At 68.1% G+C, this 14,460-nt stretch carries 11 protein-coding genes; 3 read left to right on the top strand and 8 right to left on the bottom strand.

All coding sequences use genetic code 11. From position 1 onward, the window contains the following. Nucleotides 1-72: 72 nt before the first annotated feature. The 4 genes from J7656_RS06765 to J7656_RS06780 form a co-directional block, all read right to left on the bottom strand. Nucleotides 73-1,254, bottom strand: coding sequence for an ABC transporter ATP-binding protein (locus J7656_RS06765; RefSeq protein WP_017344533.1), 1,182 nt, complete (start codon nt 1,252-1,254; stop codon nt 73-75). A 6-nt stretch (nt 1,255-1,260) separates the two neighbouring features. Further along, nucleotides 1,261-2,238: a carbohydrate ABC transporter permease gene (locus tag J7656_RS06770; RefSeq protein ID WP_017344534.1), complete on the bottom strand. Its 978-nt coding sequence runs from the start codon at nt 2,236-2,238 to the stop codon at nt 1,261-1,263. Nucleotide 2,239: 1 nt separating this feature from the next. After that, a complete protein-coding gene (locus tag J7656_RS06775) occupies nt 2,240-3,244 on the bottom strand; it encodes a carbohydrate ABC transporter permease (RefSeq protein WP_049890545.1) in 1,005 nt (334 codons plus the stop codon). Nucleotides 3,245-3,392: 148 nt separating this feature from the next. Continuing rightward, nucleotides 3,393-4,826 (bottom strand): extracellular solute-binding protein, encoded by a 1,434-nt coding sequence (locus J7656_RS06780; protein ID WP_017344536.1) that lies wholly within the window; start codon nt 4,824-4,826, stop codon nt 3,393-3,395. A gap of 227 nt (nt 4,827-5,053) precedes the next feature. Here J7656_RS06780 and J7656_RS06785 point away from each other — a divergent pair, with 227 nt between their 5' ends. Together J7656_RS06785 and J7656_RS06790 are read left to right on the top strand one after the other, a co-directional pair. Continuing rightward, a complete protein-coding gene (locus J7656_RS06785) occupies nt 5,054-5,881 on the top strand; it encodes a DUF8054 domain-containing protein (protein WP_211554461.1) in 828 nt (275 codons plus the stop codon). 108 nt (nt 5,882-5,989) lie between these two features. After that, nucleotides 5,990-7,360 carry a glycoside hydrolase family 68 protein gene (locus J7656_RS06790; RefSeq protein WP_017344538.1) on the top strand — a complete coding sequence of 457 codons (1,371 nt, stop codon included), beginning with the start codon at nt 5,990-5,992 and terminating at the stop codon, nt 7,358-7,360. On the opposite strand, the gene J7656_RS06795 is transcribed toward J7656_RS06790, so the two are convergent. Beyond that, nucleotides 7,354-9,507: a GH32 C-terminal domain-containing protein gene (locus J7656_RS06795; protein WP_211554462.1), complete on the bottom strand. Its 2,154-nt coding sequence runs from the start codon at nt 9,505-9,507 to the stop codon at nt 7,354-7,356. The two genes, J7656_RS06790 and J7656_RS06795, sit on opposite strands and share 7 nt — an antisense overlap. Nucleotides 9,508-9,606: 99 nt before the next feature. Continuing rightward, nucleotides 9,607-12,057, bottom strand: coding sequence for a heavy metal translocating P-type ATPase (locus J7656_RS06800; RefSeq protein WP_211554463.1), 2,451 nt, complete (start codon nt 12,055-12,057; stop codon nt 9,607-9,609). Nucleotides 12,058-12,194: 137 nt separating this feature from the next. On the opposite strand from J7656_RS06800, the gene J7656_RS06805 reads away from it, so the two are divergent. After that, entirely contained in the window at nt 12,195-12,557 is a 363-nt protein-coding gene (locus J7656_RS06805; RefSeq protein WP_017344541.1) for a DUF5518 domain-containing protein, read from the top strand. Between the two features lie 480 nt (nt 12,558-13,037). Here J7656_RS06805 and J7656_RS06810 read toward each other — a convergent pair whose 3' ends face one another. Beyond that, nucleotides 13,038-13,511, bottom strand: a complete 474-nt coding sequence (locus J7656_RS06810) for a redoxin domain-containing protein (RefSeq protein WP_017344542.1) — start codon at nt 13,509-13,511, stop codon at nt 13,038-13,040. Between the two features lie 81 nt (nt 13,512-13,592). Next, the gene (locus J7656_RS06815) at nt 13,593-14,096 is read right to left on the bottom strand and encodes a DUF367 family protein (protein WP_017344543.1); all 504 of its coding nucleotides are present in this window, start codon (nt 14,094-14,096) and stop codon (nt 13,593-13,595) included. Nucleotides 14,097-14,460 lie beyond the last annotated feature (364 nt).

Genomic DNA, 14,460 nt, shown 5'->3' on the forward strand with positions numbered 1-14,460 from the left:
GGCGGGCGGTGCGTTCCGGCCCGACCGGGCGGTCGCGTACCGGCTCGGAACCGTGCCGCAGGGGTGAGCGGTTCAGTCGGCCTGAACGCCCTCGTCGCCGGCTTCGACGTCCGCGTCGGAGACGACGCCGTGCGAGATCGCGTCGCCGGTCTGGTCGTCGAACAGGTGGATCCGAGCGCGGTCGAAGACGATCTCGACGTGCTCCTCCTCGCCGATGTCGGTCGCGGGGTCCACGCTCATCAACAGCCCCTGGCGCTCCTCGAAGTCGGCGTCTTCCTCGTCGAACGATTCGAGGATCGGCTTCAGGTAGACGAAGATCTCGTCGCCCATCGGTTCGAGCACGTCGGTCTCGACCGAGAACGTGCGGCTCGGGTCCTCGGCCTCGCCGCTGTTGCCCTCGAGGTAGATGTCCTCCGGGCGGATACCGACCTCCACCGGGTCGTCGGCCCCTAAGCCGTCGACCGCCGCGGTGTCGAAGGCGATGGAGTAGCCGTTCGCGTCGAGCGAGCCGTCGCCGGCGGTCGCGTCGAAGAAGTTCATCGAGGGCGAGCCGATGAAGCCGGCGACGAACCGGTTTGCGGGCTGGTTGTAGCAGGTCAGCGGCGCGGCGATCTGCTGAAGCTCCCCCTTGTTGAGCACCGCGATCCGGTCGGACATCGTCATCGCCTCCGCCTGGTTGTGCGTGACGTAGATGATCGTCGTGTCCAGCTGCTTATGGAGCCGCTGGAGCTCGGTCCGCATGTTGACGCGCAGCTTGGCGTCCAAGTTCGCCAGCGGCTCGTCCATCAGGAACACGTCCGGGTCGCGGACGATGGCCCGCGCGATCGCGACGCGCTGGCGCTGGCCGCCGGACATCTCGCTCGGCATCCGGTCTAACATCCCCTGGAGCCGAACGACCCGCGCGGCCTCGTCGACCCGCTCGTCCATCTCCTCTTTGGGGAAGTCCCGCAGGCGGAGCCCGAAGGAGATGTTGTCGTACACGTCCATGTGCGGGAACAGCGCGATGTTCTGGAACACCATCGCGATGCCGCGGTCCTTCGGCGGGAGGTTCGTCACCTCGCGGTCGCCGATCAGGATCTCCCCCGACGTGGGCTTGGTGAGGCCCGCGACGGTTTCGAGCGTCGTGGACTTCCCGCAGCCCGACGGTCCGACGAGGCAGATGAACTCCCCGTCCTTCAGGTCGAGGTTCATGTTGTCGACCGCCGTTACGTCGTCGTACTGTTTCGTGACGTCTGTGAGTTTAACTCGTGCCATGTGGAGTCACTCCTTGAGGGCTCCCTGCGTGAGGCCGCTGATGATCTTGTCCTGTGCGACGACGACGAGGATCGCGACCGGGACGATCGCGATCAGGCTCGCCGCCGCCTGGAGGTCGTACCGGACGGTGTACTGCGTCTGGAACGCGAGGACGCCGTCGACCACCGGCGCCCACTCCGCGGCGCTGTTGCCGGTCATCAGGTACGAGAAGAAGAACTCGGTGTAGACGGTGATGAAGGTGAGAATGCCGGCGGTCGCGACGCCCGGCGCCGAAAGCGGCATGATCACGCGGAACAGCGCGCCGATGCGCGTCGTCCCCTCGACTCTGGCGGCCTCCTCGAGTCCGTCCGGGATCTGCCCGTAGAACGTGGTCAGGATGAAGATCGCCAGCGGCATCGTGAACGCGCTGAGCGGCGTGACGACCGCGCCCGGCGTCCCGTACAGCTCCACCGGGAGCGTGAACAGCCCCAGCATCGGAACCTGCTGGTTGAACGCCCGAAACAGCGGGATGAAAAGCGTCGCCGGCGGGAAGAAGCTGAGCACCAGAAGCGAGAACAGAAGCGGCGTCTTCCCCCGGAACTCCAGGCGGCCGAACGCGTACCCGGCGAGGCTCCCGACGAGGAGCACGAACACAGTTACCGTGAACGCGTAGAAGAGGCTGTTGAACATGAACCGCGCGAACGGGACCTGCTGGAACACCTGAACGAACGCCGAAAGATCGATCGTCGCCGGGAACAGCGGAATGTCCGTCTGTCCGGGCGGCGCCATCGCGACGTTGAACAGCCAGTACAGCGGGAACAGCGACGTGGTCAACAGCACCCCGCCGAGGAACACCAACATGACGGCGTACGCCTTCTCGGGGTTTTTGATCCAGTCGTCCGCCCACCGCGCGACGCGGGACTTGTTGTCCCCCTCGTCGTCGGCGTCGTCGCCCGATCCGTCGAACACTTCCGCGTCCTCGTGGTCGCGTGCGTCGATGCTCATGTCAGGCTAACCCCAGGCTCTGGTTGCTCTGTTTGATGAACAGGAGGTACACCATGATGAACAGCCCCACCACGATGGCGATCAGCACGCTCACGGCGGCCGCCGAGCCGTACAGCGTCGACGACCCGAACATCATCTGCGTGACCAGGCAGGTCATCGACGGGACGGTCGAACAGCCGACGGTAGTCGACTCGATGATGCCGTACACCCGGAGCGCGCCCATCGTCCGGAACAGCATCGCGACCATCAACACCGGGAACACCAGCGGGAACGTGATGTAGCGGAACCGCTGCCACCGGGAGGCGCCCATCACGTCGGCCACCTCGTAGAGGTCCTGGTTGACGCTCTCTAGCCCCGCCAAGATCAGCAGGGCCATGAACGCCGACGTCTTCCAGATGTCCGCCACCGTCACGATGACGAAGCTGTCGAAGGTCGTGTTGAGAGGGAGACTGGAGAAGATCCCGAGCTGCTGAAGCGGCTCGGTCAACAGCCCGTAGCCGGGGCGGAACAGCAGGAAGAAGATCATCCCCTGAATGACGATCGGGATCGCCCACGGCAGGATGATGAGCAGGCGAACGAGCCGCCGCCCCTTGTACTCGGCTTTCATCAGCATGGCGTAGAGGAACCCGAGCAGCGTCTCGCCCGTGACGCTCAACACGGCGAACAGGATCGTCATGAACAGCGCCTGTTCTAAGATCGGCGTCTCGAACGAGGGGTCGACGAACGCCGCCGGCGCCAGCGCGTTGTTGTTGGTGAGCAGCTGGACGTAGTTCTGGACCCCGACGAACTCCCCCAGGCTCCCGCCGGTGATCACGTCGGCGAAAAACGACATCCTGATCGCCGACGCCAGCGGCCAGAACGCGAACAACAGCAGGACCACGAACGCCGGGGTCAAGAGCAGGTACGCGTACGCCTGCTCGCTCAGATTCTCCGTCCACGTCCCGAGTCGCGTTAGGACCCCGCCAGATCCCTCTGCCACCTCCGATCTGCCCTGTTCAACTGCCATCCCGACTAACACCTCCCTGTGCCATTGCCCGCCGTTGTGGTACGAGCATCGCCCGCGTGTTTCTCGTGCGAATATTTATCATTATTGTCTATTTTACATGTGTGTTCGGCCCCTGAGTCCCCTCGACCCGGGGCCGACCCCGCTCCAGTTATCCGGACTGCTCTTCGACGGCGGAGATCTGTTCTTGCATCGCCGACGCCGCCTCTTGCGGGCTCTTCTCCTGGCGGAGCGCCGCGTTGACCTCGGTTGCGACGATGCTACGCTGATTCGGCCACACCGACGTCGTCGGCCGCGGGATGAGGTTCTCCGCCGAGTACTGGAGCGCCTCGAAGTACGGGCCGTACGTGTCGCTCTGCTCGACGTAGCTGTACAGCTCCGGCTTCGGCGGCATGAAGTTGGCCGTGTCGAACTGGTACTCGAGGACGGAGTCCTCCCACCACGCCTTGATCACTTCCTTCGCCGACGCCATGTTGTCGGTGTAGGGGTTCATCGACATGATCCAGCCGCCCTGCGCGTGCCAGGACCCGTTCGGTCCCTGCGGAAGCGGCATCACGCCGAGCTCCATGTCCGTCTCCTCGAAGGCGGTCAGGGCCCCGCCGATGGAGTAGGTCCAGTTGCGCTGGGTGACCGCGCTGCCGTCCTCGAAGAGGCTCTTCGTGTCCGGTTCGGACCAGCCGGCCACCTCCTGCGGCGAGACGCCCTCGATGTCCATCGGGGCGCTGCCCGTACCGTGGATGGTGTCGACCGCGGCCTCGATCCCGTCGATGGACTCCTCCGTGTCGAGGGTGACCGGACGGTCACCGATCGGCCCGAAGAGGTTGTCCTGACCGCCGAAAAAGGCGCCGCCCATGCTCGTGAGGTACTCGTTGAACGTACAGCACGCCAGCCCGGCGTAGTTGTTCCCCTGCCAGAGGTGGCCGTAATCGACGTCGGCGCCGTCCATGGCCTCCGAGACGATCTGGGAGAACTCCCCCCACGTCGGCGGGTCCCCGCGCCACGTGTTGAAGTCCGATTCGCCGTAGCCCGCGTTCCGAAGCAGGTCTTTCCGATACGTGATGGTCGGGAAGTCGGGGAACACGGGAACCGAGTACAGGTCACCCGTCTCGGGGTGAGTCCCCGTGTTGATCATCGACTGGACGCCCTCCTCTCTGACCCGGGAGATGAACTCGTCGTCCATCTCCTCTTCGAGGTTGACCAGGTCGCCGCGGACGATGAACGGGAGGGTCCACCCGTTGTCCGTCAACACCAGGTCGGGGTCGGACTCCTCCGCGTTGATCGCGGTCCGGAGCTGCTGTTGCTTGCTGCCCGTGTCCTGTGGCGGCCGGGTCATCTCGATCGTGATCGAGTCCGGCACGCCCGCCTCGTGGAGCACCTCGGGGAAGCCGGCGTCCACGAACTGCGGTCCCGAGAAGACCGTGACCGTGCCGCCGATCTCGCCGTCCCCCGACGAGCCCGCCGTGGTTCCGCCGTCCCCACCGTCTCCACCGCCGGAACAGCCCGCGAGGCCGGCCGCTCCCACCGCGCCCGTCGCCGCGAGGTACTGTCGCCGCGAGACGCCGTTTCGTGTGCTATCTTCTGACATCACGTGGCCATAAGGAATAATCATTAATATAGTTACTGTGGATTACAACGGCCGTTGTAAAAATCAGTTCCCGGAGGAGGTGCCGACGCCGGGGCGGCTCGGACCGAGGCACGTCTCCTCGACGGGCGTGTCGTCGTCCCAGCGGTGGGTCCGATGGATGTCGATGTAGTCGGTCCGAGTCGATGGCGGCGGAACGTTGATGCCCCGGTGGCGGGTATCTGGTCGGGATGGGATCGTCGTTCGTCTCCGGACTCCGGCGGTCGGACCACACCGGTGAGAACCGCTGTTGGCCGTGTACGGTCGTCAACGTCGCCCTCGTCGGTGCCGCCGGCACGGCGCTGGGAGCCGTCGTCACGCCGGCGGTCGGCGTCGCCGCCGCGGTCGGCGGCCTGGCGCTGGTCTGGCTCCGCGGGTACCTGATTCCGGGCACCCCGCGGTTCGCCCCGCCGTTGGTCGCCGCCGTCCCGGGCGGAGCGGCCCTCTTCGACGAGGCGCCCCGGGGCCAAGAGGAGCCACCGAACGGGGGCGGATCGCTGGGGGCCGAAGACGGGCCTGCCGACCCCGAGGCCCTGCTCGACCGGCTCGTCGAGACCGGTGTCCTCGAAGTCGGCGACGACACCGTCGCTCCCACCGCGGCGTTCGACGAGCGGTGGCACGCGGAGATGGACCGACTGCGCGACGACACCACGGAGGAACTCGCCCGCGCCGCGCTCGCGATCTCCCCGGCGGCCGAGGCGCGGACGATCGACGACGAGTGGATCGCGCTCGGTCCCGAGGACGGCGGCGTGACGGACGAGACCTGGCTCAGCCGTCCGGTAGCGATCGCCGAGATCGCCGGCTACCGGGCGACCGAGTCGCACCTCGACGACGACGAGACCCGGCTGGCGGCGGCGCAGACGAACCGATTGTTCCTCGACTCGTGTCCGGACTGCGGGGCCGCCTTGGAACGGGGCACGGACATGTCGTGTTGCGGCGGCCACACTGGTGCCGGCGACGAACCGTCCGAGACGCTCGTCTGTCCGGACTGCGAGGCCCGGCTGTTCACGTTCGACTGATACCGAGCCGGCGCCGCGCCGCACACGGCGGAGAGGCCGACGTGTGGACCGCACAGTTCGGACCGGGAACAATAAGTGAATTTACTACAGAAGGGAGTGTAACTGAACATGAGCGAGAGAAACCCCGACAGCCGACGGAGCACTGAGGGCTGGTCCCCGCCGCAGTGGACGAGATCGCAGGCCGACGGGATCGAACGCACGCCCGAAACCGTCGCCCCGGTCATCGAGCCGCCGCCCGAGGACCCAGCCGCCGACCTCCACATCTGGGACACGTGGCTGCTCCGGGATCGACACGGAGAGATCGCCGAGATCGACGGCTGGCGGGTGCTCTTCTCACTGACCGCCCCCGAGGAACTACTCCCCGGAAAGCGCCACGACGTCGCGGAGATCCGGTTCTTCTACTCCCGGAACGGCACCGAGTGGCACGGCGGCGATCGCGTGTTCGAGGCCGACGCGCTCGGCCAGCGCCAGTGGGCCGGCTCCGCGCTGTACGACGACGGCGAGCTGTACCTGTACTACACAGCCGCCGGGGACGAGTCGGCCGACGACCTGAACTACACGCAGCGCATCGCGGTCGGCCACGGCGGCCGTTTCGAGGCCGACGAGGACGGCGTGTGGAGCGAGGGGCCTTGGCGCCACGAGACCATCCTCGAACCGGACGGGGAGTGGTACGAGAACGAGGACCAGTCTCGGGGGATGATCTACACGTTCCGCGACCCCTGGTTCTTCGAGGACCCGGAGACGGGCGAGACAAACCTCCTGTTCGAGGCGAACACGCCGGTCCCCGTCGACAGCGACCGGTGCGACGGCGACGAGGCGCAGACGGAGTTCAACGGGAGCGTCGGCGTCGCCGCGTCCCCGAGCGGCGACCCGCTCGACTGGGAGCTCGAACCGCCGCTTCTCGACGGCGTCTGCGTCAATCAGGAGCTCGAACGCCCCCACGTCGTCCCCCGCGACGGCCGGTACTACCTCTTCTTTTCGAGCCACATGCACACCTTTTCGCCCGGTCTCCACGGTTTCGACGGCCTCTACGGGTTCGTCGCCGACTCGCTCCGGGGGGAGTACGAGCCGCTGAACGGGTCCGGGTTAGTCGTGACCAACCCAGCGAGCGTCCCCTTCCAGGCGTACTCTTGGATGGCGTTTCCCTACCGGGACGAGATACTCGTTCAGAGCTTCTACAACTACCGCGAGTTCGCCGGCGACTCGCTCGACGGCATCGCGGACCTCTCGGAGGCCGAGCAGCGACGCCGGTTCGGCGGGACGCTGAGCCCGACGCTTCGGCTCGACGTCGACGGCGATCGGACGCGCATCCACGGCACGCTCGCGCACTGGCACATCCCCACCTCGGAAGAGGAGCTCCCGGACACCGACGAGTATCGACCGCCGGACGAGGTAGGCTCGGACGACGGCTACGTCGATCGGGTGGACGCCCGGATGGATCGCCACCGGACCGTCGGGTACCTAAGGAGCAACTACTGAGACTCTGTGCCGGGCGCCGCGGCGGGCGAGCCCGTCACGGGCGTGATCGCGGATTCGAGCTCCCAGACGTCGAACTCGGCGACCGTCGCTCGCCCGTCTTCGGCGTTCACCGATAGCCCGGTACTGTTCTCGGCGGGATACACCCGGCTGGTCAGGCAGTGCCGCCCGTTGGCGAACAGCTCGATCACCGAGCCGTCGAGGAACGCCCGGAGCGACAGGGGCTCGTCGTACGGCGGCACGGACAGCCGCTGGGTGTCGGCCGCCCCGACCTCCCCGCGGCTCGACTCCGAGCGGTCGACGATCAGTTCGCCCTCGCGCGTGTAGCGGATCGCCGTCCGCTCGTCTCGGTCGGTCGATTCGAACACCGAGAGTTCGAACGCCGAGGCGTCCGCCAGCGACACCTCCAAATCGACCTCCAGCGTCCGGCCGTCCGCGTCGAGCGCGTGGCGGCGCTCGTCGAGGACGTCCGGGACCGCGGTCGACAGTCGGCGCTGGCGGAGCCGATCCACCTCGGCGGCGGGTCGCTGCCGGAGTCGTCCGTCGTCGCCGAGCGACAGCACCCGCGGGAGCGACAGGGCTCCGGACCACCCGGCGTCCCACTGGGCGCTCGTCTCCCGCGTCTCCGGGAGCCACCCCCAGGTCAGGTAGCGGTCGCCGTCTCGGAGCGACTGCGGCGCGTAGAAGTCGCCGGGGTCGAGCACGCCCCGGTGAGCGACGTCGAACTCGCCGTCGTCGATCTCTCCGAGGAAGTACACGACATCCTCGTAGTTGGAGACGTGGAGGAGCGACCGCTCGCCGAGGTCCAACAGCTCCGGACACTCCCAGACGGCGCCGTGTCCGTCGTCTCCCGTCAGCAGCGGCCCCTCGTACTCCCACTCGCGGAGGTCCGAGGACGCGTACAGGAGGGCCGTCCCGCCTCGGTCGGAGATGCCGCTACCGATGAGCTGGTACCACGTCTCGCCGTCCCGCCAGACCGCGTGGTCGCGGAACTCGATCTCCCAGTCCTCCGTCGACAGGAGGTCGAGATCGGACGGCGGCTCCTCGATCACAGGATTCCCCGGGTCCTTGTTCCACTCGCGGAGGTCCGGCTCCCCGCTCGTGGCGAGACACGGGAGCTGCCAGCGGCCGTCCCCGCCCGTGTAGAGGATCGTCGGCGTCCCGTCGTCGTCGACCGCACATCCCGACCAGCAGCCGTCGCGGTCGGGGCCGTCCGGAGACGGCGAGAGCGCGATCGGCTCGTCGGTCCAGTGAAGGAGGTCGTCGCTGACGGCGTGGCCCCAGTGGATCGCGTTGTGAAACGGCCCTGCGGGGTTGTACTGGTAAAAGAGGTGGTACCGCCCGTCCAACCGGATCAGCCCGTTCGGATCGTTCAGCCAGTTCGCCGGCGGGGTGAAGTGATAGCGCGGTCGGCCCGGGTCGTCGGCGAACGCCTCTCGCATCGCCGTCAGCTCGTCGGCCGTCTTCGGACGGCCGGGCTGGTCACCGCCGCCGTCGACCGCCGACAGACAGCCGGCGACCAGCTCCGAGCGCGCGTCGGCGATCGGCTCGGCCGCGGACTCGTCGAACGCCACCGGCGCTCCGACGCCCATGACGCCGCCGCCGCGGTCCCACGAGACCACGGTCATCTCGTTCGGGACGTCCCGGTCACCGCGGACGGTCGACGCGAGCACTTCGCCGTTCGAAGGCACCGCGCGCTCGTAGTGAGCCGTCGGGACTGCCCCTCGATCGCAGGTCGGGATCCGAACCGAATCGAACGCCGTTACTGCCGGGTGGTCGTCGTAGAGCGTCCGCCAGAGCACGCCGGTGGGTTCGGCGACGCTCTCGGTCCCGACCGCGTCCGGCGCCACCGGATCGATCCCGATGTCGTCGACGACGGCCATCGCTCGAAGCGTGAGCAGTAGCCCGCCGCCATCTGCGAGAAAGGCGTCGAAGGCGTCCCCGGTACCCTCAGAGAGGAGACTCTCTTCGATCGGCGCGTCGCGGTGCCACCACAGCACGTCGCACTCGTCGGTAACTTCTCCGACTTCGGCGGGGGAGACCCGCACGATTTCGACCGACCGTGCCTCCAGCCACGACAGCGCTGCCCGCTGTTCGTCCGACGGCGCGCCGTCACAGACGAACCCGACTCGTGTCTCGCGGCCAATCATAGCAAAGATAACTTGCTCCCGAGTAAAAGTCGTATCGTCTCCGGTCAACGCCGACGCGGTGGCGCCGATCGCCCGCGGCGAGACCGTCGTCGCCCGACCCTACGCCCCCTCTGCGTTCGATTCGGCGGCCTCCGCGTACGACTCTGCGGCCTCCGCGTCTGCGGTCGGGGGCTCGGCGGGTTCGACGTTACCGAGCCGGAGCGCGTTGCCGGTGACGCCGAGGCTCATCCCCATGTCGCCGACGACCACGGCCATCGCGACGCTCACGTAGCCGAGCGGGGCGCCCGCGGCGAGCAGCGCCTTCACGGCGAGCGAGGCGCCGATGTTCGTCCGGATCGTCGAACTCGCGCGCGAGGAGAGATCGACCACGTACGGGAGCCGCGTCAGGTCGTCGGCCATCAGCGCCACGTCCGCGGTCTCGATGGCGGTGTCGGCGCCGGCGGCACCCATCGCGATCCCGACGTCCGCGGCCGCAAGCGCCGGCGCGTCGTTGATCCCGTCGCCGACCATCGCCACGCCGTCGGCCTCGGCGCCGAGCTCGCGCACCGCGTCGACCTTCTCCTCGGGGAGCAACTCCGCGCGCACCTCGTCGACGCCGACGCGCTCGCCGATCGCCCGGGCGGTCCGCTCGTTGTCGCCGGTGAGCATCGCGACGCGGTCGATCCCGAGCTCGTGGAGCCGGTCAACGACCCACGCCGCCTCCGGGCGGACGGTGTCCGCGACCGCGATGACGCCCTCTAACTCCGTCTCCGTCCCCACGAGCACGACCGTCTTCCCCTCGGCCTGGAGCCGCGGGATCGTCTCGCTCGCCAAGTCGAGGTACTGGCCGTGATCGCAGGACTCGGGCTCCGCGGGGGCGTCGGCTCCCTCGGCGCCGTCTCGATCCGCCAGCGCGGACCCGCCGTCGGCGCGGACGTGCGCGTGGCTCAGGTCGAAGCCGAGCTCCTCGAACAGCGATGGCTTGCCGGCGTAGTGCGTCTCGCCGTCGAGGTCGGCGCGCACTCCCTCGCCGGTCAGCGCCTCGAAGTCGGTGACCTCGACGTCGTCGCTCGCGGCGTCGGTACCACCGGTCCCGTCCGCGGACTCGCTCCCGCGCGCGACGATCGCCGCCGCGACCGGGTGTTCGCTCCGCCGCTCGATCGCGGTCGCACACGCGAGGACGTCGTCGGCCTCGCGGTCGCCGAGCGGGACCACGTCGGTCACCGACAGCTCGCCGCGCGTGAGCGTCCCCGTCTTGTCGAGCGCGACGGCGTCGACGTCGCCCGCGGCCTCCAGGTGTTCGCCGCCCTTGATGAGGACGCCGTTGCGCGCGGCCGCGGTCACGCCGGAGACGACGCTGACGGGGGTGGAGATGACGAACGCGCACGGGCACGCGACGACGAGCAGCGTGAGCCCGCGGACGAACCACGTCTCCGCGCCGCCGCCGACGAGGAGCGGGCCGAGCGTCGCCGTGGCGATCGCCCCGACCACGACGATCGGGGTGTAGACGCTCGCGAAGCGGTCGACGAACCGCTCGGCGCGCGTCTCCTCGCCGTTGGCGGCCTCGACGAGCTCGACCACCCTCGCGATGGTCGACTCCTCGGCGGGCGCGGTGGCCTCCACTTCGAGGTAGCCCGCCTCGTTGATCGAGCCGGCGTACACCTCGTCGCCGGGCTCCTTCTCTGCGGGGACGGACTCGCCGGTGATCGGCGACTCGTCGACCGCGCCGGAGCCCTCCTTCACGACCCCGTCGAGGGGGACGCGCTCGCCGGGGCGCACCGCGAGCCGCTCGCCGGTTGCGACGCTCTCGGCGGGCACCGTCTCCTCTTCCCCGTCGCGGATCACGACCGCGTCGTCGGGCGACAGCTCCATCAGCTCGCGGAGGGAGGTGCGCGCCCGGTCGATGGAGTAGCGTTCGAGCAGCTCCGCGACCGAGAACAGCACCGCGAGCGTCGCCGCCTCGAACGGGAGGTCGACGAGCAGCGCGGCGACGACGCCGACGCTCATCAGCAGGTCGATGTCGAGGCTCAAGCCCCGAAGCGAGTAGAGCCCGTTCCGCAGGATCGGCGGGGCCGCGACCGCGACCGCCAGCAGGAACGCGACCGACGCGCCGGTGACGGCCCACGGGCCGAGGAACCCCACGCCGCCGACCGTCGCGAACGTCGGGTCGAGCCCCGGGAGAAGCCACTCCAAGACGAGGCCGACCGCGAGGAAGACGCCGCCGACCGCGGTCGCGATCGCTCGGGGGCTCGTGAACAGGTCGTCGGCGACGCCGTCGGAGTCGGCGTCTTCGACCGCGTAGCCGGCGGCCTCGACAGCGGCCGTCAGCGCCTCGACGTCCGTCACGTCGGGGTCGTACGTGACCACGACGACGCCCGTGGTCGGGCGGGTGTCGATCGAGAGGACGCCCTCGCGGTCGAGCGCGCCCTCGACTTTCCCCGCGCACGACGAACAGTCCATGTCCGGCACGGCGAGCCGGAGCCGCGCGCCGTCGGGGGTGTCGGTCGCGCCGCCGCCGGGCGGATCCGTCGCCCCGTCGTCGGGGCCGTTCGATTCGCGTGAGTCGCTCATTGTCCGACCCTATCCGCCGCATCATTATTAATCCAACTGCCATTCTCACGGGTTATTTTATAAGTAATTATTAAAATATCGATTAGATATACTAAAACATCCGCGAGTATTTACCCGTCGGTGGGCTACTCGCGGGCATGACAGACTGGCGCGCCGTCGGCTATGGGTTCGTCGTGATGCTGATCGCCGGGGTGTTGGCGACCGCCGTCCCGGTCGTCGGACACGCGGCCGCCGGGCTCGTCGGCGGGTTCGTCGCGGGCTACCTCGCCGGCGGCGGCCTGCTCTCCGGCTTCTGGCACGGCCTGCTCGCGGGGTCGGTGAGCGGGGTCGTCGTCACGCTGCTGCTCGCCGCGTTCGGCGGGCTCGTCGGTCTCGTGGGCGGCCCGCTCGGGAGCCTGCTCGGCGGCGCCGGCGTCCTCGTGGTCGGGCTGTTCCTCACGTTTCTGTTCGCCGTCGACTCGGCGCTCGCGGGCGCCATCGGCGGCGTGGTCGGGAAATAAGCACGTTTTTGCGAGACAGTCGGTTTTAAGGGGGTCAAAAAAGGTAGTTTCCTCATCGGCGCGCGCCTCCGAGCGGTCGTTTTTAAACGGCCGCGAGGAGCGCGTGCGAGGGAGTCGCGAGCGCTTTTAAGCGCGAGCGACGAGGCTGGGGAGGCGTGAGGTGCGGTCGCTGTGCGGGGCGGGACTCAAAGGGGCAGCCGCGAGGAGGCCGTAGGCGACGCAAGCACCGCAGCGAAGGAACGGAGTGACTGAGCGAGGAGCGTGGTTCGAGAGAGCGAAGCTCTCTCGTCATCACGAAAGGCGCAAAGCGCCTTTCGAACGACAGCGAGCGTACGGCCTCCTCGCGGCTGGGGCTTTGGGGGTGTTTGCCGCTGATCGGTTAGCAGTTATTTATAAGCGATCGGCTGGGGCTCCAGAGAGATGCGCCACTACGGTCACCCCGCTGGCTTATAAAAAGATGACTGGAGCGGCAACTGGTTTTTAAGCGCTCTCGACGGCGTCGAGGACCGCCTCGTAGTCGGGTTCGTTCGTCGGGTCGTCGGCGACCCAGTCGTAGACGACCTCGCCGTCGTCGTCGATCACGAACACCGCCCGGTTGGCGATGCCGTGGAGGCCCAGCTCGGCGATGTCGATCTCCAGCCCGTACGCCCGGATCGCGTCGCCGGCCATGTCGCTCACGAGGTCGAACTCGATCCCGTGCTCCTCGCGGAACGCGCCCTGCGAGAACGGCGAGTCGGCGCTGACCCCGAAGAGGGTCGCGCCGGCCGACTCGAACGCGTCGGCGCGCTCCTGGAACGCGATCATCTCATTCGTACACGGCGGCGTGAACGCGCCGGGGAAAAAGGCGAGCACGACCGGCCCGTCGCCGATCTCCTCGTCGAGGTCGAACGGCTCGTGGTCGCTCGTGCCGACCGTCGCGGTGAACGTGGGTGCGGCGTCGCCTGTGGATACCATCTTCACACAGTACGGTCGATTCACGCAAAAGGCTTGTCGCGACCGCGTTCGGTGCCGGTGTCGGCGCGGGGTCGCGGACCGCTACTCGCGGTCGAGGTACTCCTGTTGGATCGCGACGATCTCCGAGGAATCATCACAGTCGGCGTACCGCCGGAGCGGCTCGTCGTTGAGTTCGAGGAACGTCTCGCCCCACGTGAACTTCGACAGGACCCGCTCGGCGTGGTCGCGCTCGCCGAGGATGATCAGTGCGGCCGCGAACGCCTCGACCGTCGTGAGCCGCATCGGCCGCCCGAAGTTCACGGGATTGGCGGCGACGAGGTACGGGAGCGCGCGGTGCTCGCCGGGTAACGAGAACATTTTCTCGCCCGCCGACTCCCACGAGCAGTCGAGCGCGACGAGGGCGCTCTCGCGGGCCATCTCGGCGTCCGCCGGCGAGAGCGCCCGCTCGGCGTGGGGGTTGAGGACGACCCCGTACGGCGTGGCCCGGTCCGAGCGATGGAGCGCCGCGAGGTCGAAGCGCGCGAGCTTCCGGGCCGTACACTTGTCGGGGTCGTCGTCGCCCTCGTACCGGACGTGGAGGTCCACACCCCGGATTCGACGGAGTCGCCTATAAGCCGTGCGGACGTGGACAACACAAAAATACGCGGAGCCGTCGCCCGCCGCCCGTCACGGGGCGCGGGTCCGGGTCAGGATCGGTTCCGAGTCGTCGCTCTCGGCCGGGACGCGCGTCCGCGTCTCGACCGGCGCCGGTTCGTCGTCCGTCGTTAGTTCACACATCGCAGGCCACGCTTGCCGCTCGTGGTACAAAACTGTTCGGCTGAATGTCTCGTTATCTCTTCTATCTCCTAATATACGTTTATCTTTTCTCCCTGTACAACGAATATCAAACAGCTATTTCGGATTTAGTTCGACGAACGATGATACGCATCGTCGGATCTCGCGCCACGGT

This window comes from Halorubrum ruber (assembly GCF_018228765.1).
In the GTDB taxonomy this organism is placed as follows: Archaea; Halobacteriota; Halobacteria; order Halobacteriales; family Haloferacaceae; genus Halorubrum; species Halorubrum ruber.

What these genes read in the sequence shown, in the direction of transcription:
- J7656_RS06810 (WP_017344542.1), bottom strand. Translation starts at nt 13,511, where the DNA reads ATGGTATCCACAGGCGACGCCGCACCCACGTTCACCGCGACGGTCGGC.
- J7656_RS06790 (WP_017344538.1), top strand. Translation starts at nt 5,990, where the DNA reads ATGAGCGAGAGAAACCCCGACAGCCGACGGAGCACTGAGGGCTGGTCC.
- J7656_RS06800 (WP_211554463.1), bottom strand. Translation starts at nt 12,057, where the DNA reads ATGAGCGACTCACGCGAATCGAACGGCCCCGACGACGGGGCGACGGAT.
- J7656_RS06780 (WP_017344536.1), bottom strand. Translation starts at nt 4,826, where the DNA reads ATGTCAGAAGATAGCACACGAAACGGCGTCTCGCGGCGACAGTACCTC.
- J7656_RS06795 (WP_211554462.1), bottom strand. Translation starts at nt 9,507, where the DNA reads ATGATTGGCCGCGAGACACGAGTCGGGTTCGTCTGTGACGGCGCGCCG.
- J7656_RS06805 (WP_017344541.1), top strand. Translation starts at nt 12,195, where the DNA reads ATGACAGACTGGCGCGCCGTCGGCTATGGGTTCGTCGTGATGCTGATC.
- J7656_RS06775 (WP_049890545.1), bottom strand. Translation starts at nt 3,244, where the DNA reads ATGGCAGTTGAACAGGGCAGATCGGAGGTGGCAGAGGGATCTGGCGGG.
- J7656_RS06765 (WP_017344533.1), bottom strand. Translation starts at nt 1,254, where the DNA reads ATGGCACGAGTTAAACTCACAGACGTCACGAAACAGTACGACGACGTA.
- J7656_RS06785 (WP_211554461.1), top strand. Translation starts at nt 5,054, where the DNA reads ATGGGATCGTCGTTCGTCTCCGGACTCCGGCGGTCGGACCACACCGGT.
- J7656_RS06770 (WP_017344534.1), bottom strand. Translation starts at nt 2,238, where the DNA reads ATGAGCATCGACGCACGCGACCACGAGGACGCGGAAGTGTTCGACGGA.